Origin of the sequence: Microcoleus sp. B3-A4 (genome assembly GCF_036705385.1) — a bacterium.
Classification (GTDB): domain Bacteria; phylum Cyanobacteriota; class Cyanobacteriia; order Cyanobacteriales; family Microcoleaceae; genus Microcoleus.
In genome coordinates, this window is sequence record NZ_JAUBUI010000056.1 from 23,602 (window position 1) to 43,517 (window position 19,916).

The 19,916-nt window shown below is 46.3% G+C and carries 16 protein-coding genes; 10 read left to right on the forward strand and 6 right to left on the reverse strand.

The window, feature by feature from the left end:
• The first annotated feature begins 6 nt into the window (after nt 1–6).
• Nucleotides 7–1,341 (forward strand): hypothetical protein, encoded by a 1,335-nt coding sequence (locus tag QUB33_RS20340; protein ID WP_333353318.1) that lies wholly within the window; start codon nt 7–9, stop codon nt 1,339–1,341.
• Nucleotides 1,342–1,408: 67 nt separating this feature from the next.
• Here QUB33_RS20340 and QUB33_RS20345 read toward each other — a convergent pair whose 3' ends face one another.
• Entirely contained in the window at nt 1,409–2,737 is a 1,329-nt protein-coding gene (locus tag QUB33_RS20345; protein ID WP_333353321.1) for a hemolysin family protein, read from the reverse strand.
• A 289-nt stretch (nt 2,738–3,026) separates the two neighbouring features.
• On the opposite strand from QUB33_RS20345, the gene mfd reads away from it, so the two are divergent.
• The 3 genes from mfd (at nt 3,027) to QUB33_RS20360 (ending at nt 7,525) form a co-directional block, all read left to right on the forward strand.
• A complete protein-coding gene (gene mfd / locus QUB33_RS20350; RefSeq protein ID WP_333353325.1) occupies nt 3,027–6,596 on the forward strand; it encodes a transcription-repair coupling factor in 3,570 nt (1,189 codons plus the stop codon).
• A 126-nt stretch (nt 6,597–6,722) separates the two neighbouring features.
• On the forward strand, nt 6,723–7,382 hold the full coding sequence (locus tag QUB33_RS20355; protein WP_333353328.1) for an S-layer homology domain-containing protein: 660 nt from the start codon (nt 6,723–6,725) through the stop codon (nt 7,380–7,382).
• Nucleotides 7,383–7,387: 5 nt separating this feature from the next.
• Nucleotides 7,388–7,525, forward strand: coding sequence for a hypothetical protein (locus tag QUB33_RS20360; RefSeq protein WP_333353331.1), 138 nt, complete (start codon nt 7,388–7,390; stop codon nt 7,523–7,525).
• 1 nt (nt 7,526) lies between these two features.
• Here the strand turns inward: QUB33_RS20360 and QUB33_RS20365 are convergent, their stop codons facing one another.
• Complete coding sequence (locus tag QUB33_RS20365) at nt 7,527–8,243, reverse strand: heme oxygenase (biliverdin-producing) (RefSeq protein ID WP_333198973.1); 717 nt, start codon at nt 8,241–8,243, stop codon at nt 7,527–7,529.
• Nucleotides 8,244–8,491: 248 nt separating this feature from the next.
• On the reverse strand, nt 8,492–10,432 hold the full coding sequence (gene gyrB / locus QUB33_RS20370; protein ID WP_333230996.1) for a DNA topoisomerase (ATP-hydrolyzing) subunit B: 1,941 nt from the start codon (nt 10,430–10,432) through the stop codon (nt 8,492–8,494).
• A gap of 258 nt (nt 10,433–10,690) precedes the next feature.
• Here gyrB and miaA point away from each other — a divergent pair, with 258 nt between their 5' ends.
• Complete coding sequence (gene miaA, locus QUB33_RS20375; RefSeq protein WP_333353335.1) at nt 10,691–11,593, forward strand: tRNA (adenosine(37)-N6)-dimethylallyltransferase MiaA; 903 nt, start codon at nt 10,691–10,693, stop codon at nt 11,591–11,593.
• A 110-nt stretch (nt 11,594–11,703) separates the two neighbouring features.
• Here the strand turns inward: miaA and QUB33_RS20380 are convergent, their stop codons facing one another.
• Both QUB33_RS20380 and msrP read right to left on the reverse strand, forming a co-directional pair.
• Nucleotides 11,704–12,366, reverse strand: a complete 663-nt coding sequence (locus tag QUB33_RS20380; RefSeq protein ID WP_333353339.1) for a Uma2 family endonuclease — start codon at nt 12,364–12,366, stop codon at nt 11,704–11,706.
• Between the two features lie 266 nt (nt 12,367–12,632).
• Entirely contained in the window at nt 12,633–13,616 is a 984-nt protein-coding gene (msrP, locus tag QUB33_RS20385; protein WP_333353342.1) for a protein-methionine-sulfoxide reductase catalytic subunit MsrP, read from the reverse strand.
• Nucleotides 13,617–14,068: 452 nt separating this feature from the next.
• Between msrP and QUB33_RS20390 the strand changes: the two genes are divergently transcribed.
• Nucleotides 14,069–16,111, forward strand: coding sequence for a serine/threonine-protein kinase (locus tag QUB33_RS20390; RefSeq protein ID WP_333353345.1), 2,043 nt, complete (start codon nt 14,069–14,071; stop codon nt 16,109–16,111).
• Nucleotides 16,112–16,421: 310 nt separating this feature from the next.
• Here the strand turns inward: QUB33_RS20390 and QUB33_RS20395 are convergent, their stop codons facing one another.
• The gene (locus QUB33_RS20395) at nt 16,422–17,162 is read right to left on the reverse strand and encodes an SDR family oxidoreductase (RefSeq protein ID WP_333353349.1); all 741 of its coding nucleotides are present in this window, start codon (nt 17,160–17,162) and stop codon (nt 16,422–16,424) included.
• Between the two features lie 171 nt (nt 17,163–17,333).
• Between QUB33_RS20395 and QUB33_RS20400 the strand changes: the two genes are divergently transcribed.
• The 4 genes from QUB33_RS20400 (at nt 17,334) to QUB33_RS29710 (ending at nt 19,775) form a co-directional block, all read left to right on the forward strand.
• Nucleotides 17,334–17,903 carry a tetratricopeptide repeat protein gene (locus tag QUB33_RS20400; protein ID WP_333353353.1) on the forward strand — a complete coding sequence of 190 codons (570 nt, stop codon included), beginning with the start codon at nt 17,334–17,336 and terminating at the stop codon, nt 17,901–17,903.
• Between the two features lie 55 nt (nt 17,904–17,958).
• Nucleotides 17,959–18,867, forward strand: a complete 909-nt coding sequence (locus QUB33_RS20405; protein ID WP_333353357.1) for a hypothetical protein — start codon at nt 17,959–17,961, stop codon at nt 18,865–18,867.
• Nucleotides 18,868–18,966: 99 nt separating this feature from the next.
• On the forward strand, nt 18,967–19,260 hold the full coding sequence (locus QUB33_RS20410) for a DUF3288 family protein (protein ID WP_333283782.1): 294 nt from the start codon (nt 18,967–18,969) through the stop codon (nt 19,258–19,260).
• A 221-nt stretch (nt 19,261–19,481) separates the two neighbouring features.
• The gene (locus QUB33_RS29710) at nt 19,482–19,775 is read left to right on the forward strand and encodes a helix-turn-helix domain-containing protein (RefSeq protein WP_445299543.1); all 294 of its coding nucleotides are present in this window, start codon (nt 19,482–19,484) and stop codon (nt 19,773–19,775) included.
• Nucleotides 19,776–19,916: the final 141 nt, after the last annotated feature.

A 19,916-nucleotide genomic window follows, 5' to 3' on the forward strand; every position in this document is an offset into this window, starting at 1 on the left:
AGGTTTATGAAAGATTTAAAATTCCTCAAAAACGGACAAGAAGTTCTCAAGATAACTTTGATTAACTTAGCGCTTTTACTGGTTTTCCTGGAACTCGGTTCATTGGGATGGTATTTTGTCAAGCACAAGCAATTTTTCTATACTAGAGAAAAGGTGCAAAATAAGTCGGATTTAGGAATTAATTTAGAAGGAGTCCGGCTGAATCAGTCTATTGTTGAAAGGTTTCATCCTTTTTTCGGCTTTATTCAACAACCCGGTCCCGATTTTCGCCCTGGTTTTAAATTTAACAATTACGGATTTATCTCTCCTTACGATTACCCTCTAAAAAAAACTAAAAATAATCAGTTTTTTATCGGAGTTTTTGGCGGTTCTGTGGCTTCCGATTATTCAATCTTTCAAGTTCAGAATCAAATTTTACCTAAATACCTCAAACAGTTGCCCGGTTTAAAAGATAAAGAATTTGTTATTTTGTCTTTTGCGACGGGAGGCTACAAACAGCCGCAGCAATTATTAATTTTAAACTACTTTTTGGCTTTAGGTCAAGAATTAGATATGGTCGTCAATATTGATGGTTTTAATGAAGTAGCACTTTCTAATTTAAACAATAAAAATAAAGTCGATTTGGCGATGCCAAGCATTCAGCATATTTGGCCGCTGACTAACTTCGCAAATAATAGCCTTTCTACTAAGGCTATGGAAGCAACTCTCAGAATTCAAGAAAATAAAACTAGGATTAATCAGGGTTTGTCAAGTTTGCAAAACTGCTCTTTAGCTGCGTGCAATGCTTTGACTTCTGTTTACGTTCAACATCTAGTAAATAACTATAAAACCGATCTTCTTAAGTTTGAAGAAGAACGGACTAAACAACAAAAAGATGACAGTGCCAGCGTTATTTATATCAATACTAATAAGTCGGTTTTACAGGATTCAGTTGCTTTTGAAGAAATGGCACGGAATTGGGCAAAAAGTTCAATTTTTATGCACAAAGTCCTGTCGGCTAGTAATGTACCTTATTTTCATGTTCTTCAACCTAATCAATATTATCCGACGAAAAGGGTGTTTGGTGAAGCAGAAAAGCAGATTGCTTTTAACAAGGAGACTCCTTATGCTAAATCTGTACAAATTGGATATCCGGCTCTTTTCAAAAAGTTTCCTAATTTGGAAAAAAATAATATTAATATATTGAATGCTGTCAATGTTTTTGACAAGAATAAAGAGGCTGTTTATGTAGATAGCTGCTGCCACTACAATAAAGCTGGACAGGTGATTTTTAGCAATTATGTAGGTCGTTCTATTCTGGAATCTTTGCGGAAAGATGAGGCTAGAAGCACAAAGAAGTAGCTCTGAAATATCCGCTGAATGGTTGATGTAGGGTGCGCCTAGCGCACCTTACCGCTGAGTTTAAATTTTAGGTTTTTGGTTGGGTTCTAGGTCGATCGCCCGCTGAGTCGATCGGCATTACCAAGATTTTATCAACTCGGTTCCCGTCCATATCAACTACTTCCACGCGCAAACCGTTCCACTCAAAATGCTCGGCTGCTGTGGGAATTTTGCCCAAATTTGTAATCACAAAACCGCCCATTGTGTGATAACTTCCTTTGTGTTCTGCTGACTCTTCGATTCCAAACAGCTCAAAAAAATCTTCGACTGCTAGCATTCCGTCTAACAGCCAAGAACCGTCTTCACGCTGCACGGCTTCCGGCTCGTCAGCATCTTCAATCGAGGGAAAGTCGCCAACGAGTTCGACTAAAATGTCGTTGACTGTAACCAATCCTTGAATCACGCCGTATTCATCTACCACCAAGGCAATTTGATTGCTAGATTGTTTGAAAAGTTCTAATACTTTTAAACCCCGCGTGCTTTCTGGTACAAATAACGGTCGTCGTAAAGAAGCGCTTAAATCTAGGGGTTGACCCGTTAAAGTCCGAGACAGCATATCAGTAACGTGTACTAAACCGACAACGTTGTCGAGTCCTCCCTGACACACGGGAAACCGAGAATGACCACTGCCGAGCATTTTTTGGCGGTTTTCTTCCACTGAATCATCTAGATCGAGCCAGGTAAGATCGGGACGCGGGGTCATTAAGGCGCTGACTCGCCGATCGCCCAAACGAAACACTCTTTCCACCATATCTTGTTCGGCTTCTTCAAAGGTTCCGGCTTCTGTTCCTTGCTCGATTAAAACTTTAATTTCTTCCTCTGTAACTTGCGGTTCTGTAGAAGGCACAATCCCCATGATCCGCATCACTAAGTCAGTGGAATAACTTAACAGATAAACCGCAGGAGCGCCAATTTTTGAGAGCATTCGCATGGGAATTGCTACGCTTGAGGCGATCGGCTCCGGGTTGTTGAGCGCCAGCCGCTTCGGCACGAGCTCGCCGATAATTAAGGTCAGATAAGTGATGGTTAAAACTGCTACTACTGAGGCGATCGTCTTAGAGTAGGGCGCGAGGGCAGGAATCAGGTTCAACAAAGGCTCTACTCTTCTAGAAATCGTCGTTTCTCCAAAAGCGCCCGACAGAATGGCCAGCATAGTAATCCCGATTTGAACTGTCGGCAAGAACTGATTGGGGGCATTAGCCAGATCCAAGGCTACGCGGGCATTGGCTGAACCTTGGTTGGCCATCTGTTGCAGTCTCACCTTCCGTACAGAGATGATGGCCATCTCTGACATCACAAACAAGCCATTGAGGAAAATTAGCAGGAGAACAATCAGAATATCGGTACTTGGGGACATTTCTAAAATTTTCGGTAGTAACGGCTAAGCGCTCTGCCCGGTTAAAGGAGAAGCCTGCAAGTTGCGAATCTCGATCGCAAAAGCGAAATTTTTTCTAAACCTGTCACTAGATTAACGGAACTGGCTCGATCGCGATCGCAGGATCGACATATTAAAGCAGAAATCTATCTCCAGTTAAGTTCCAATGCGTCACGAGCAGAGCGGCACAATCATGGATGTTTGTCGTACAATCTCCTTAACAGGCAAAGGGAAAGAGCCTTCGCCGATCGGGGATTAAAATTAAAAGCGCATGACTTTCTCTTCAATAATTCGTACCCTGGGGCGATCGCCCCTAGCCACAGAGCTCCTCAACAAGCTCAAGCGCCATCGCTGCTTGCAACTCAACGGCATCGCTCGGTTGCCCAAAGGTTTAGTAGCTTCCGCCCTCGCACAGCAAGAAGGGCGAAGTTTACTGGTAGTGACGGCCACTCTAGAAGAAGCGGGCCGCTGGGTGGCAGGGCTGGAAGCTATGGGCTGGCAGACTGTGCATTTTTACCCAACTTCGGAGGCTTCGCCCTACGAGCTATCTTACTCCGACGAGAACGAAATGACTTGGGGACAAATGCAGGTGCTGGCGGATTTGGTCGAGAAACGAGAAACAAACGCTAATTCTAAGCCGATCGCGATTGTAGCTACCGAAAGAGCTCTCCAGTCTCACTTGCCGCCACCTGCTGTTTTTGAACCCTACTGTCTGACGCTGAAGCGAGGTGCGGTTCAAGACTCGAAGATACTTGACCGCCAACTGGTGTCGATGGGGTACGATCGGGTGGCTCTGGTGGAAATGGAGGGTCAGTGGAGCCGTCGCGGTGATATTGTCGATGTGTTTCCGGTGGCGGCTGAGTTGCCGGTGCGGCTGGAGTGGTTTGGGGATGATTTGGAGCAAATTCGGGAGTTCGATCCGTCTTCGCAGCGATCGCTCGATAAGGTCGAGCGATTAGTTTTAACTCCTACTAATTTTAACACAATTATTAAAGCAGTTTTATCTGAAAAAAAGCTTGACGCAATCAACCACCTAGGCTCTTTCGACCCCGAAACTGAAGCGGAAAATGAAGGGGAAAAATTTGTCCGCAGGCTGTTGGGTTTAGCGTTCGAGCAACCTGCATCTTTGTTGGATTATTTGACAGAAAATACTTTAGTTGTTATTGACGAACCCCAAGGGTGCGAAGCTCACAGCGACCGCTGGTTTGAGAATGCACAGGAACAGTGGAATAATTGCAATCGGGAATCGGCAGTTGCTGGTGAGACAACAGAAAAATTGCCAATTGCTAATTTGAAAATTCCGAAAATTCACCGCACTTTTGCTGAATCAATGGCAGATGTCGCAGCTTTCGATCGGCTAGAACTTTCAGAATTGGCAGAAGATTCTACTTCTAAAAAATTTCAAAGCTCTGCGGAGATCGACCAGCTAGCGCCTGCGATTAATTTGGCCAGCAGGCCTGTGCCGGTGATGCCTCACCAATTTGCGAAGCTGTCTCAAATGCTCAGGGAAGAGCGCGATCGGGGTTTTACCATTTTTCTGGTTTCTGCTCAACCGAGCCGATCGGTTTCTCTGCTTTCGGAACACGACTGTCCGGCTCAGTTTGTGGTGAATCCGCGCGATTATTTGGCGATCGACAAGTTGCAGTTGCAGCACGTTCCGGTTGCTTTGAAGTACAGCGGGCTGGCAGAATTGGAAGGTTTTATTCTGCCGACTTTTCGGATTGTTTTAATTACAGATAGGGAATTTTACGGTCAGCATTCTCTTGCTACTTTTAGCTACGTCCGCAAGCGCCGTCGCGCTGCTTCTAAGCAAGTAGATCCGAATAAATTAAGCCCAGGTGATTATGTGGTTCACCGCCAGCACGGAGTGGGTAAATTTATCAAGTTGGAACGTTTGACGATCGATCGCGAAACTCGCGAGTATTTATTGATTCAATACGCTGACGGTACTCTGAGAGTGGCGGCAGATCAGTTGGGCGCTTTGTCGAGGTTTCGGACTGTAGGCGATAAAGTACCGGATCTAAACAAGCTGACAGGTCAAACTTGGGAAAAAACTAAAACAAAGGTTCGCAAAGCTGTTAAGAAATTGGCAGTGGATTTGCTGAATCTTTATGCTAAAAGAGCTAAACAAACAGGTTACGCTTTTCCTCCTGATATGCCTTGGCAACAAGAATTAGAGGATTCTTTTCCTTACCAGCCAACGCCGGATCAGTTGAAGGCAACTCAGGATGTGAAACGCGACATGGAGGGCGATCGACCCATGGATCGCTTGGTCTGTGGGGATGTCGGTTTTGGTAAGACAGAAGTAGCTCTGAGAGCGATTTTTAAGGCGGTTACGGCGGGCAAGCAGGTGGCTTTGCTCGCGCCGACGACGATTTTGACCCAACAGCACTATCACACGCTCTCGGAGCGTTTTTCCCCTTATCCGATCGAAGTTGGTTTGCTCAATCGCTTTCGCACTGAAACCGAGCGCCGGGAGATTCACAAGCGTTTGGCGACTGGGGAATTAGATGTGATTGTCGGTACTCAAGCTGTTTTGAGCAAAGCGATTAAATTTCGGGATTTGGGCTTGTTGGTGGTGGATGAAGAACAGCGGTTTGGAGTTAAGCAAAAGGAAGCGATTAAAGCTCTCAAAACAGAGGTAGATGTTCTGACTCTGACAGCAACGCCGATTCCCCGGACTTTGTATATGTCGCTGTCGGGGATTCGCGAGATGAGTTTGATTGCGACTCCGCCTCCTTCCAGGCGCCCGATTCAGACGCATTTGGCACCCTATAACCCGGAAGTGGTGCGATCGGCAATTCGTCAAGAATTAGACAGGGGCGGTCAGGTTTTTTACGTGGTGCCGCGGATTGAGGGGATTGATGAGTTGGCCGCTCAGTTGCAGGAAATGGTTCCGTCTGCCAGAATTGCGATCGCCCACGGCCAAATGGACGCTTCGGAATTAGAATCGGTCATGCTGACTTTCAGTGCGGCGGAGTTTGATATTTTGGTGTGCACGACGATTATTGAGTCGGGTTTGGATATTCCGCGAGTCAATACCATTTTAATTGAAGACGCGCAGCGCTTTGGTTTGGGTCAGCTTTACCAGTTGCGGGGACGGGTGGGACGCGCGGGGATTCAAGCTCATGCTTGGCTGTTTTATCCGAAGCAGAACAAGCTGTCTGATGCTGCAAGGCAGCGGCTGCGGGCAATTCAAGAGTTTGCCCAGTTGGGTTCAGGCTATCAGTTGGCTGTCCGAGATATGGAAATTCGCGGTTCGGGTGATGTTTTGGGTACTGAACAATCTGGTCAAATGGAGGCGATCGGTTTTGATTTGTATGCTGAAATGTTAGAGGAGGCTATTCGGGAAATTAAAGGTCAGGAAATTCCGAAAGTTGATGACGCGCAAATTGACCTAACTTTGACGGCGTTTATTCCTGCAGATTACATCGCAGATTTGGATCAAAAGATGAGCGCTTACCGCTCAGTGGCTTCTGCTAATACCCCTGAAGAATTACAGCAGATTCAGGCTGATTGGTGCGATCGTTATGGGCCAATTCCTCTTCCAGCCCAGCAACTTATCCGTGTTGTCGAACTCAAACAAATCGCTAAAAAAATCGGTTTTTCTCGGATAAAACCCGAGAATAAGCAGCACATAGTTTTGGAAACAGCGATGGAAGAGCCTGCTTGGAATTTGCTCAAAGCTAATTTGCCGGAACATTTGCGCTCTCGTTTTGTCTACAGCAAGGGGAAGGTTACTATTCGGGGTATGGCGGTTTTGACGGCCCAAAAGCAATTGGATAATTTGATTGATTGGCTGGGTAAAATGCAGGGCGCTTTGCCGGAAGCAAATCTTTGATTTTAATATATAATCCCCCAATGTCGCGCACCGCCGAAACCACAGAATAATACCGATGGAACCAGAAAAAATATTACTGCTGTTTTCATGATGGTTTTAGCGACAGAAAGGATTAAAATCGTGAAAATGTTAGTGAGTATTTTTTTGGCGATCGCGCTGGTGCAAGGAGTGCCTATGGCGGTTAAATCTCAAGAAATAATTGACCCGATCGACCGGGTTGTGAGTGCAGGATTGATGAATAAAGATGGCAGTGGCAATTTTAATGCTGAGGGCCTTGTCAGTCGCGCCGATTTGGCGATGATTTTAGTGAAAACTTTTGGTTTGGAACGGCGAAAAACTGCTCAGAAACCCGATATGGAATTGCCGGACGTACCGAAGAGTTATTGGGCTTACAGTGCGATTCAAACTGTTTTGAAAACGGGAACGATGAGTGGATATCGCGACGGAATGTTTTTTCCAAATCAAAGGGTGACTCGCGCTGAAGCTTTGGCAATTTTTGCTCAAGCTTACGGGGTTTTTCAGTTTCCCGAACCCAGCATTTCCGAAATTTTAGCTAAGTATCCAGATGCAGGCGACATTCCTAGTTGGGCTAGAAAGTCTATGGCTACTGCACTTTATGAAGGGTTTGTTAATGTCGATCTCGCAACTAATAAGATTAATCCTTTGAAGCCGATGACTCGTGGGGATACCGCTTACGCTTTGAGCAAGTATTTGGAGCGGCAAGTAAGGCCCACTTCTTTGCCTGTCCCGGGCGAGCAGCCTCCCGATCGCGGCGTGGGAAGGTGATAGTGTTGAGTTGTGAGTTAAAAAGTCGATCGCCCGCCATGCAAAATCCCGGAGATTTGGTGACTGTAAAAGCAGCCATCAAACCCCCAGGATTTAAAGTTTTCCTCTTAAACGAGGCTCAAATTATCCCCAGTGAGCTTTAACTCAATCAGCAGTAGCCAATTCGGTACTGCCACCACCGCGCTTCCGCGTCAGGGTATTGAAAAGCATCTGACCGACTGCTTTAATCAAATTGCCTTCTAACTCCATGAACATCTTCATGTTCATGCCAAAAGCTGCATTAGCTTCGTCAACAATTCGCTCTGCTGTTGCTTCGTCAATCGGCAGTTCATTCATTGCTTGACGGTAGTTAGCTTTGAATTCTTTTTCATCAGGAATATCCTGGAATTCATAGAAAGCAGTGCCTTCTCCCTCGGTAAGATTCATCCCGCGCTGGGCAATTCCCTTCAGGATTTGTCCGCCGGATAAATCGCCAAGGTAGCGAGTGTAAGAGTGAGCTACTAACAGCTCCGGTGCAGTCGCCGAAATCTCGCGAATTCGCTCCACATAAGCTTTAGCTGCGGCTGACGGAGCTACTTGTTCGCGCCAATTCGCACCGTAGTAGTAAAATAAATCTTGCTCTAAGCTTTGTTTGCGATTCAATTCAGAAAAGTAAATTTTTGAAACAACCGGATGCTGCTTTTGGCGTTCCATTTCCTCTTCCATTGCCGAGTAGACAAAGTAGAGGTTTCCTACTAACTTCCGGTAAGAAGTTTTTTCTACAACGCCTTTTAAAAAACACTTGACAAAACCGACGTTTTCTGCCATTGTGTGGGACTTTTTCGTTCCCTCACGCAATTTGGTCGCTAAATTGATGCTCATGCTATATTGTCCAACCTTCTATTTTTGTGGTAGCTGATGGATGCGCCAAAAATCTAAAATTTACCTAAGCATTTACCTTAGATCGATTTGATGAGAGATTGTATTAATTTTTATAACAAAACCTAGATAAATCAAACGGCCCTGATGCCCGATCGCCCGCAAGGGCAGAAGGCATCAGGGCCGCAAAAGTTTAGTCATTAGCCCTCAGCCATTAGCTGTTAGCTAATGACAAATGACTAATGATTAATTTAGATGTCCAAGTCGAGGAGGTTGAGTTTGGGGCCGTAGGTTTCGATGAATTCGCGGCGGGGGGCGACACGATCGCCCATTAAGATCGTAAAGATGCGATCGGCCTCTGCAGCGTCTTCAATCTCCACCCGTTTCAGCGTCCGAGTTTCTGGGTTCATCGTCGTATCCCACAACTGTGTCGGCATCATTTCGCCCAAACCTTTGAACCGCTGAATGGTGTAGTTAGCATTCGCCGGAAATTCATTGCGGATGAGATTGTTCATTTCGCGATCGCTGTAACAGTAGTAATGATTGCGTCCCCGTTCCACTTTATAGAGAGGAGGACAAGCAATATAGATGTAACCTTGGTCTACAAGTGCGCGCTGATAGCGGTAGAAGAAAGTCAGCAACAGCGTGCGGATGTGAGCACCATCTACGTCAGCGTCAGTCATAATTACGATGTGGTGATACCGCAATTGACCCGGATCGAATTCTTCGCCTTTGATGCCCAAACCCAGGGCTGTAATTAACGACTGAATTTCGTTATTTTTGTAGATTTTGGCATCGTCGGTTTTCTCAATGTTGAGAATTTTACCCCGTAAAGGCAGGATTGCTTGGAATTGGCGATCGCGCCCTTGTTTCGCCGATCCGCCTGCAGAATCCCCCTCCACCAGGTAGATCTCAGACAGGGCGGGGTCTCTGGAGCTACAGTCCGCTAATTTTCCAGGCAAAGGAGACGATTCTAAGACTGATTTTCGGCGTACTAAATCGCGGGCACGACGGGCGGCTTCAGCGGCCTTAAATGCCTGAATTGCTTTTTCCAAAATAGCGTCCGCTACTTGGGGGCGAAACTCTAAATATTCTGTCAATACTTCGCCTACCAAGGAATCGACAATTCCCCGAACTTCTGTATTTCCTAACTTAGTTTTAGTTTGACCTTCAAATTCCGGGTCTGGGACTTTGACAGAAATCACTGCTGTCAAACCTTCGCGAACGTTTTCGCCGGCGAGGTTGGGCTCATTTTCTTTGATTTTGTTGCGCTTGCGGGCGATCGAATTCATCGTCCGCGTCAAAACAGCCTTCAAACCTTCTAAGTGCGTGCCACCGTCGATCGTCCGAATGTTGTTAGCAAAACCTAGAACGTTGTCGCTAAAAGCATCAACGCACCACTGCAAAGCCACTTCTATCTGCACGTTGTTGCGTTCTCCTTGCACGTAGATCACTTCTTCGTGCAGAGGCTGCTTGTCGCGGTTCATGTAGGCGATATATTCCTTGATTCCGCCCTCATAACAGTATGTTTCGATGCGAGGTTCGCTACTTTTAAGCAGTTCCAAACGGTGGTCGCTAAAGGTAATTCTCACGCCCGCATTCAAGTAACCCAATTCTCGCAAGCGCCCGGCGAGTATAGTGTAATCAAATTCAATGCCAGTGCTAAATATTTGAGTATCTGGCAAGAAAGAAACTGAAGTGCCGGTGCGAGTGCCTTTGTTGGGCTTGGCATTAAGTTCAGTAACTGGATTGCCTCTTTCATAGCGCTGTAAATGTTCTTTTTGGTCGCGCCAAACTGTCACTTCTACCCACTCGGACAGCGCGTTAACAACAGAAATACCTACACCGTGCAATCCTCCAGAAACCTTGTAGCCACCACCGCCAAATTTACCGCCGGCGTGGAGTACAGTCATTACTGTTTCTATTCCCGATTTGCCAGTCTTGGCAACGATGCCGGTCGGAATACCCCGGCCGTCGTCTGTCACGGTAACGGAACCGTCGGCGTTGATGTCAATCTCGATGTGAGTGCAGTGGCCAGCCAGCGCCTCATCAATGGAATTGTCCACAACCTCGTAAACTAGATGGTGGAGTCCTCGCGGGCCGGTGGTACCGATGTACATCCCCGGTCGTTTACGGACTGCTTCGAGACCTTCGAGAACTTGAATCTGGTCGGCGCTGTAGCTGCTGGTCATACAAAAATAGCTCCAATAATGAGGCCTAAAGCCCCGAAAGCTTCTAAAATGGGAAAACTCCTAAAATTATAGCACAAAACCGTTAAAGGCGATGCTAGGGCTTTCTGAAGGGAAATTTATCGGGGGGAGGGAGGGGAATAGTTTTGAGATTGCTTGAGGACTGCCCAGGCCGATCGCGGTGAATCAGTGGATGGAGAGAGGGGAAAGCATGGAGAGGAGAGGATTTGAGCGTTTTTATAGGGAAATGTGCGACAGCTTATGCCTAAATTAATTACGATTTGCGGGGCGACGGCCACGGGGAAGTCGGGAGTGGCTTTGGCTTTGGCGGGGCGACTGCAATCCTCGATCCTGAGTGCGGACTCCCGTCAAGTGTACCGCGAATTTGACATCGGAACCGCAAAACCGACGGCGGTCGATCGCACTTGTGTACCGCATCACTTAATTGACATCTGCGATCCGACAGAAACTCTGACACTAGCAGAGTACCAGCAGCAAGCTCAAAAATTAATTGCTGATGTCGATTTTCCCTTGTCTCCTCCTCTGTTGTTGGTTGGAGGGACGGGCTTATATATTAAATCGATCGTCAGGGGTTTAAAAATACCGAGGGTAGCGCCGATGCCCGAATTGCGATCGCAACTTGCGGAACTCGGACAATCTCAATGTTACGCCATGTTGCAGCAGGTCGATCAATCTGCCGCTGAGAAAATTCACCTCAATGACCCAGTAAGAACTTTGAGGGCATTAGAAGTATTTTATGTCACCGGTCGCTCTATTTCCGAGCAGCAGGGCGAAAATCCACCTAATTATCCTATTTTACAAATTGGGTTGGATTGCGCGATCGATGTTTTGGTCGATCGGATCGAACAGCGCACAGAACAAATGCTAGAACGCGGTTGGATTGCTGAAGTAGAATATTTGTGTAAAAAATACGGCTGCGATTTGCCACTGTTGAACACGCTGGGATATCAGGAAATGAAACAATATTTGGCTGGCGACATTAAGCTTGAAGAAGCCAAAGAATTAACAATTTTGCACACGCGGCAATTTGCGAAGAGACAGCGGACTTGGTTTCGAGCTTATCCTGAAATTGAATGGTTTGATGTTAGCACGCCCGATTTATTGGAGCGAGTTTGGCACAGAGTGCAGGAGTTTATCAATTGATTTTATATCGAAATTAAAGATTATTTTTACCGCTTATGAACGCTGATGAACCTGGATGTAAGTTAAATTGAATTGCTAGTTCTTCAACTAAAGTAAGTCTGATTTTTGCGTTAACTTTGACTCGGTAAAATTTCTCTAATTCTTTGCCGAAACAAACGCACAGCCGCACGCTGTCCGACTGTTCGGCTTTGTTCGATGAAACCGGGAATTTCGGCAACGGGTAAAAACGGAAAAGCTAAACTGCGATCGCACATTTCATATTTTCCCTCCACAAGGTGATAAGCTTGCAGCGATTCCCGGCGATACCTCCACAGTTCGGGAACACCAAGAGCAGCATATATGGAATCTTTATTAACAGAAGAATTAGTGTAATCCGACTCTATTGCTAAATCTGGCGGCAAATCCTCTGGGAGGCTGATATCTCTTTTACCTCTGACGCTGGCTTCATTTTGAATGTAGAAACAAGTATCAGGTTCGACAGCACGAGTTAAATCTTCCCGTTCGAGAGTCAGAGAACCAGCTTTCATTACTTCGATTTCTAGCTCGTCTGCTGTAGCTTCAATAAAGCTTTCTATCAGTCCTTTCGGAACTTCATGTTCTAGATGTGGCATCCTGATTTCTAATACTCCTTCATCGTAAGCAATTCTCCAAGCTCTATCGTCCCCAACATCCGCCAGCAATGCTTTAAAAGTTGACCAACTGACACCTTTTAAAATAACTCTGTTTTCGGGGGTAGTTTGCTGCTCTACGGGAGTTGATGTTGTTGTTACCATTTAACAATTCCTTGGTAGCTTCATCAATTTTTATTGTAGTCGATCGACTGCAAATTTAAGGTGAAATTTACAAACATAGTGCAGGCATCGCGTAGGGACACGGCACTGCCGTGTCCTAGATTTCATTTTTATAGAGCGAACTAAAAAGATTTTTTTAATTAACCGCAGAGAACGCAGAGGGCGCAGAGAAAGAGAAAACAGAGAAATTAATAATTTGAGGAACAAGCCGAAAAGCCTGTTCCTCAAATTACATCTCGTGTACTTAATTAAGTGTACAAACTAGCTACATATTCGCCGTAACCGTTATAGGGCAAAGTTGGGCGAGTTTCCCACGACCAACTGTTACCGGGGCCGACTACCCGTTCGCTGGCCTGCGACCATCTCGGGTGCGGTTTGTCGGGTTCGACATTTGCTTCAAAGGCGTATTCGTTGGGCCCGATTGTATTCCAAAAAGTGGCGGGCTGTTTTTCGACAAATTCAATTTTGACTATCGACTTTGCGCCCTTAAAACCGTATTTCCAAGGAATCACTTGCCGCAGCGGCGCACCATTTTGTTTTGGCAGCCTTCGGCCATACAAGCCTGTGGCAAAAAATGCTAAATCGTTCGCCATTTCCTCAACCCGCAGACCTTCGGTATAAGGCCAAGGATAAAATTGCGACATCAAACCGGGGCCGGGAGTAATTTTGGGGTCGTAAAATGAGGTAAAGCGAACGAATTTAGCCTTCGATTGCGGTTCGACATCAGCCATAAGTAATTTCATGGGAAATCCGACCCAAGGAACTACCATCGCCCAGGCTTCTACACAGCGAAATCGATAAACTCGTTCTTCGATAGGAAATTTTTTGTAGAGGTCGTCAATATCATAAGTGCGGGGATTTTTTACTAAACCGCCTACTTCTACTTTCCAGTTTTCTGTTGGCAAAGCTTGAGCGGCTTGCCAAATAGATTTTGTGCCGCCGTACTCGTAAAAATTGTTGTATTTTGTAGCTAAGGCTTCGTCGGTAATCGCTCGATCGACTTTTGCAAAGGCGGGATTCCGGCTCAATTCCGAATATGCTTGGGTTGAGCTTTGATCCAGAGCAGTTTTTGAGCTAGCATTGCTTTGGCAGCCGGTCAGCGGCAGCAGCGAAGCAGTCACGCCGGCGCCAATTAAATTGGTCATGAAGCGGCGGCGGTTGAGAAAGGCTGTTTCTGGGGTAATTTGGGGTTCGAGAATTTCCCAAGGTTTGGGAACGCGAATTAACGGCATAAGTAATAGTTAAAAGTTAGTAGTTAGTTTGGCAAAAGTTGCCTAAGTTTTAATCTGTTAGTCGATTTGAGATTTGAGATTTGAGGTTTTAGATTGACTCCATAGAACAAACAATCGCGGATATTTGGCAATGCCTCGCGATTGTTTTGGCAATGCTTGCGATCGCACTGAAAGTATTCGCAATGACAGTATAACGTAATTCGGTAACAGCAAATCCCGCCGATCGCTCGAATGAACTCGGTACGATCGACCTATTAAACCTCGCTCGCAGGAAAGTCAGCAATTATTTACGCGCGATCGCCCGCGTGCAATTGTGGCGAAAATCTGGGAAACAATTATCATAAAGCAAAGATTCCAATTATTGAGTTTGTCCACAGGAAGCGGCACGCACCGCCCCGCTTTCCTCCCCCACCAGCAAGTATGTCGGACGGGGGTCTCCAGCGGAAAGACAAATGAGTTACTGCACCAATCCCCATTGCCAGAATCCCCAAAATCTCGATCGCGCGACAGTCTGCAAAAGTTGCGAGTCGAACTTGCTGCTAAAAGGTCGCTACCGAGTCTTTCACACCCTTGGTCAAAGTCTCACTTGCCGCACCTTCTTAGCAGTCGATGAAGACCAACCTTCGCAACCCCGCTGCGTCATTCAACAGTTCTGCGGCCCCGCAGCAGCCGCAGACGGTGGCACACACCAAAACCGGACATTTCGCGGCTCGGCCTCAGTTCTCGACGAGTTGGGGAAACATCCGCAAATACCGAAACTGCTGGCATCTTTTGAACTCGAAGGCTGCCAGTATTTAGTGCAAGAATACATCGAAGGCCGCAATTTAGCCGATCGGCTTTCAGAAAAAGGTGTTGTTAAAGAAATTCAAATTTGGTATCTGCTGAGCGAATTGTTGCCAGTCCTGCAATTTGTTCACGAACATCAACTGATTCACGGAGATATCAAACCGTCGAATATTATTCACCGCAAAACTCCTCAAGCATCCCCAGCTTTGGCAGGGAAAGACGATTTTCCCCTGTCCCAGGAAAGTGCCTCTGGGCTAGTTTTAGTCGATTTCGGCGCGGCAATTCCGGCAAACAGCGGGCCGCTGAAAATAGAAACGGTGACAGGTTCTGCCGAATACGCGGCCCCGGAACAAATTAAAGGTCAAGCGATTAAGAGCAGCGACATATACAGTTTGGGCGTCACTTGCATTCACTTGTTAACGGGAATGTCGCCCTTTGATTTGTTTGACATCAAAGCCGAAAGTTGGGCCTGGAGGCATTATTTAAAAGTACCAGTTTCGGGGCGACTCGCCCGCATTCTGGATAAAATGGTGCAGCGAGAACCATCAAAACGCTATCGCTCGACCGAGGCAATTCTCACAGACATGAAATACGGCCCGGCACCGGTAGACGTGATTCTCAGCAAACCCAAGTGGACTTTAGCCATGTGGGGAGCAAGTGCGGTTGCCCTGCTGTCCGTAGTGCTGGGTATTCGCTTGCCATCTCCAGCACCGCAGGCTTTCACTTCTTCTGAGCCTGTTTCTACCATTCCCGAAATTCGGTTCGATCCGCCCCCGATGCAGGATTTCAACGGTGAGGCCTCGCACTCCCGACCTGCTGTGCGGACTCTGGCGGATCGAGACAAAAACCCGGTTTGGGCGGTAGCAGTCGCTCCCAACGGCCGCGTGATAGTCAGCGGGAATAACGACGGCACAATTCATCTGCTGCACAAGCGTCGCGGCAAGCTACTCAAGGTTTTAGCAGGACATTTGGGACCTGTGTGGTCGGTGGCCGTCAGTCCCGACGGCAGGACGATCGCCAGCGGCAGCGCTGACGGTACGATTAAATTGTGGAATTTCTATTCTGGCAAGTTAATTCGGACTTTGGAGGGCCACACCGACGGCGTGTTCTCAGTGGTTTTCAGTCCAGACGGCTCAGCCCTCGCCAGCGTCGGTAAGGATAATACTTTGAAGCTGTGGCAAGTCGAAGACGGTGCCGAGTTGGAAACTCTCCAAGGGGTTTTTGACCAGGTGCATTCGGTGGCTTTCAGTCCCTATAAAGACACTCTCTTTACGGGCAACGGCGACGGTACTATCAAGCTGTGGAATTGGAAGACTGGGGAATTCCAAGCGACTCTCATGGGTCATGTAGATGCTGTTTCGGCTCTTACTGTCAGCCCTGACGGTAAAATTTTGGGCAGTGGGGGCTGGGACAATACGGTGAGGATTTGGGATATCACCAAGGAACACGGGCCCGCACCCTCGGGTGAAGTGATTTTTAACGGTCATGCCGATCGAATTCAGTCTCTAGCTTTCAGTCCGGACGGAGACAAACTCGCTAGCGCCGATTTGAGCGGGACTATCAAGCTGTGGCACATGAGTTCGGGTGAAATCGCCGGCACGCTGAAGGGTCATTCTACTTGGGTGGAATTGGCTTTTAATCCTCAAGACAAAACTCTGATCAGTGGCAGTTTTGACGACACGATTAAGGTATGGCGGTTGTCTCCTTGATTTGTTTGGTTGTCCGCCCCATCAAAGTTGAAGAATCCCCAGCCAAATCAAAGATTTTGGTTGAGGATTCTTAAACTCGGCGATTGAAAGAGACTGTTGGCGATTTCGCATAGGGTGTTACCTCCCCACCTCGGGAACGCAGCATTTGCCTTCGCTCTTTGTAGTTAACAGTTCTATGGTCAATTAGACATTTACTCCCGATCTACCATTTGTAGGGATAAGTGGTGAAACCCCTGGTTGATTAACCAACAGTCTCTTGACATCGCTGCTATACAAACGAAGTCCACTGCAAGCTGACTGAAGTATATCTTTAGGCAATGCCGCCGTTAACGCGGATATTTTGTCCAGTAATCCAGCGGGCTTGTTCGCTGCACAAAAAAGCCGTCACATCGGCAATATCTTCAACTTTTCCAAGTCTTCCCAAAGCAGCCATTTGAGTAAATCTTTGTATTTGTTCAGCGGTTTTGCCAACAGTGAAGAGTTCTGTATCCGTTGGACCCGGAGAAATGACATTGACTGTAATTTGGCGATCGCCCAATTCCTTAGCCAGCGATCGAGTTAGCTGTTCTACCGCGCCTTTTGTCGCCACATAAGCCCCATAAGTTGGCAGTAGCATCGCCGTTGTCGAACTGGAAAAATTAACAATTCTTCCTCCCTCCGCCATGCGTTTAGCAGCTTCTTGACAAGCAAAAAACGTGCCTTTGACGTTAATTTCAAACAGATTATCAAACTCTGTTTCGGTAACTTCCGCTACAGGTTTGTAAAGAATTACTCCTGCATTATTGACTAAAATATCGACTTGTGAATAGGTTTCCAGAGTGCGGTCGAACAAATCGCGAATTTCTGCGGTTTTGCTGACATCGGCTTGCACGGCTAATGCTTTGCCACCTGCGGCTTCAATCGCTGAGACAACATCTTTCGCCTGATCTGCCCCTCTGGCGTAGTTAACGACCACTGATGCGCCTTCTTGGGATAATCGCAGGGCGATCGCGCGTCCAATTCCCCGCGATGCACCGCTCACAATTGCCACTTTTCCTGCTAGTGATGCCATGAGATTTCCTCTGCAATTAGCGTTGATGGTGGTTCATAATAATCATACTATTTTTTTTCCATTCCTGTACAGAAACAAATTTTAAATTTAAAAGAGTCATAATCTCCCTAGAAATCGCGGTTGCTAACTAACACTTGTGGTAAAGTAGTGTCGGCTGTTAAAGTAAAATATATGACCGTAAATTCCGAGTTAGCAGAGCAGTATTTGTCAGCGGGCGAGAGCCTCCAGAAATCAGGAAAACTTGACGAGGCGATCGCTTACTATCAAAAATTACTAGCCATTCAAGCGGATAGTGCGATCGCACTCAACAAGATAGCTGAAATTTATTATACGCAACAGAAATATGTAGAGGCGATCGCCTCATGTTACCAAGCACTTCGCCAGCAATCGAATTTCCCTGCCGCCTACAAAACTCTAGGCAATATCCTGCAATCCCAAGGCAAAATAGACGCGGCCATTCGCGCCTACTCCAAGGCGATAGAATTCGATCCTAATTTGGTCGAAGCCTATGTTAACTTGGGCAGTATGTTTTACAAACAAGGCCAGCTCGATGACGCCATAAGTTACTATCAAAAATCTATTGCTCTTCAACCAGATTTAGCCGTTGCTTATTGGAATTTAGGCAAAAGTTTGGAAGAGGAAGGGCGAATCAATGAAGGTTTATTTTATCAAAAAAAAGCTCTCAATTTACAGCCGGAGTTAGAAGCAAGAAGCAATTCAGGAAACAATAACACTTACTGAAGAGGAATGTTATAGTCAAAATAATTCAATCATTAACGATGCAAGCTGGAGCAACATGGAAATTAACCATAATCCGCTCGAATTCCTAACGGCTAAAGTACAAGAAACAGTTGCCGATATCCAAAACTTAAGCAACCAAATTGATGCAAAGTTCGAGGAAAGTGCAACTGTATTAACGGCGTGGGTACAATCAGCGCCAAGTTCAATGGTTAGTGCCGGGGCGATCGCCACTCAAGAAGCTTTCAAAATAGCACATAACATCCGTTTTGAGAACCTGCCAATAAATCTGCAATCCAAATTTGCTAGGGCTGGGGTGCGTGAGGGAATGCGAGATATTCAAGAAGCAGCAAAAGTATTTGAATCCATACCCGCCCAAATTCGTTCCCAAGGCCCAGAAGCAATTCGCAACTTCTGTCAAGATAAAGATTGGAGTCACATCCAAGCGCACGTCAATGGAGGCGGAAGCGAAGCTGCTAACGGGATTTTTGAATATTTTTGGGTGAATCGTGCTCGCGGTGGTGTAGACATGACTGCTGCCGAATTAGCAGTCGCTAAGCAAGTTTTAGCGGATGCAGCGTTTAAAGCAGCAGTTGCGGAAATCGTTGGGGCTGCAATGAAAGGGGCGATCGCCGCAGCAGTAATTGAGTTAATATTTTCGATCTTAGAAAACTCGCTATTGTGCGTGGAAGGCAAAATTACCCAGTCAGAGTTAGTGGAACAAGTCGCCACCGCCACCGCCAAAGCTGGCATTGCTGGCGGTGTTATTACTGGCATTCTGTTAACACTGTGCATGATATTTCCCCCTATTGCCGCGCTTTTAGGTGCCGCAGCGATGCCCTTAGCGGTTGCAGGTATTGGTTTTATGGGAATTCGCGCTTGGGAAATCTTTTGTCACGGCGATCGCCTATTTGGTATTACTCAACAAACACAAAAATTTCTGGGGCTGACTGAAGAAGTGCAGTAGGGGCTTAGGCCCGGCCGTGTCCTACGTCTAATTAGATACCTGACTTCTTGAAGAAGTGGGGTATCTCGGTATTCTAAATGATTGGGAAACATAAATAGTATGGATTCAGTAGAAAAAACTCAAGATCAGCAGCATCCGCAATACAAGCGCGATCGAGCCAGTGTCAATACTTTATTAGCCTCAGAAGCAAACGACTACAATTTATCGGAATTAGCAAGATTAATAATTCGCTACCGAGGCTTTCCCGGCGCTAGAGATATCCAAGCAGACTTAAAAAAAGTCCTGCAAAAATGGAATTATACCGAAGAAACTCTTTACGAACAAACCCGTAAAATTCACGCCAAAGGTGAGGTTTATAGAAAGCAAAAAAGCGATCAAGAAGATTGGCTTTAAGACACTCAACAATCAACATTAGACCTCTTGCAAAAGTCTCGAATAAGGGCAATAGTGGGGCGATTGAGAGGAAAAACTGATGACTTATGAACAAGTGCAAAGCTTAAAGCCAGAAGCCTTCAAGAGATTATGTGGCGTTGGGTCTACAACTTTTGCAGTAATGGTGTCAGTAAAGCGAACAACAGCAACTTCAGAAACCCAAACCCGGTCGTCCGCCTAAACTGAGCTTAGAAGATCAGGTACTACTGGCATTACAATATTGGCGAGAGTACCGTACCTACTTTCACATTGCTCAAAGCTGGAACATCAATGAATCCACTGCGTTTCGGATCGTTAGGCACGTAGAGAATACATTGATTCGTTCAGGTCGGTTTAGCTTACCCGGAAAGAAAGCACTGCGACAACCTGACTCAGTTTTAGAAGTGGTTGTGGTCGATGTGACCGAAAGTCCAGTCGAGCGTCCAAAAAAAAACAACGACAAGTGTTTTCGGGCAAAAAAAAGTATCACACCTTGAAGTCACAATTAGTGGTCAATCAAAAGACTGGAGCAATTATCTGCAGAGCTTCGTGGTAAAGGCAGAAGGCATGACTTTCGACTATTCATTCTTCAGTAAAGTCAGGCTAGCCACTACAATTAAGCTTTGGCGTGACAAGGG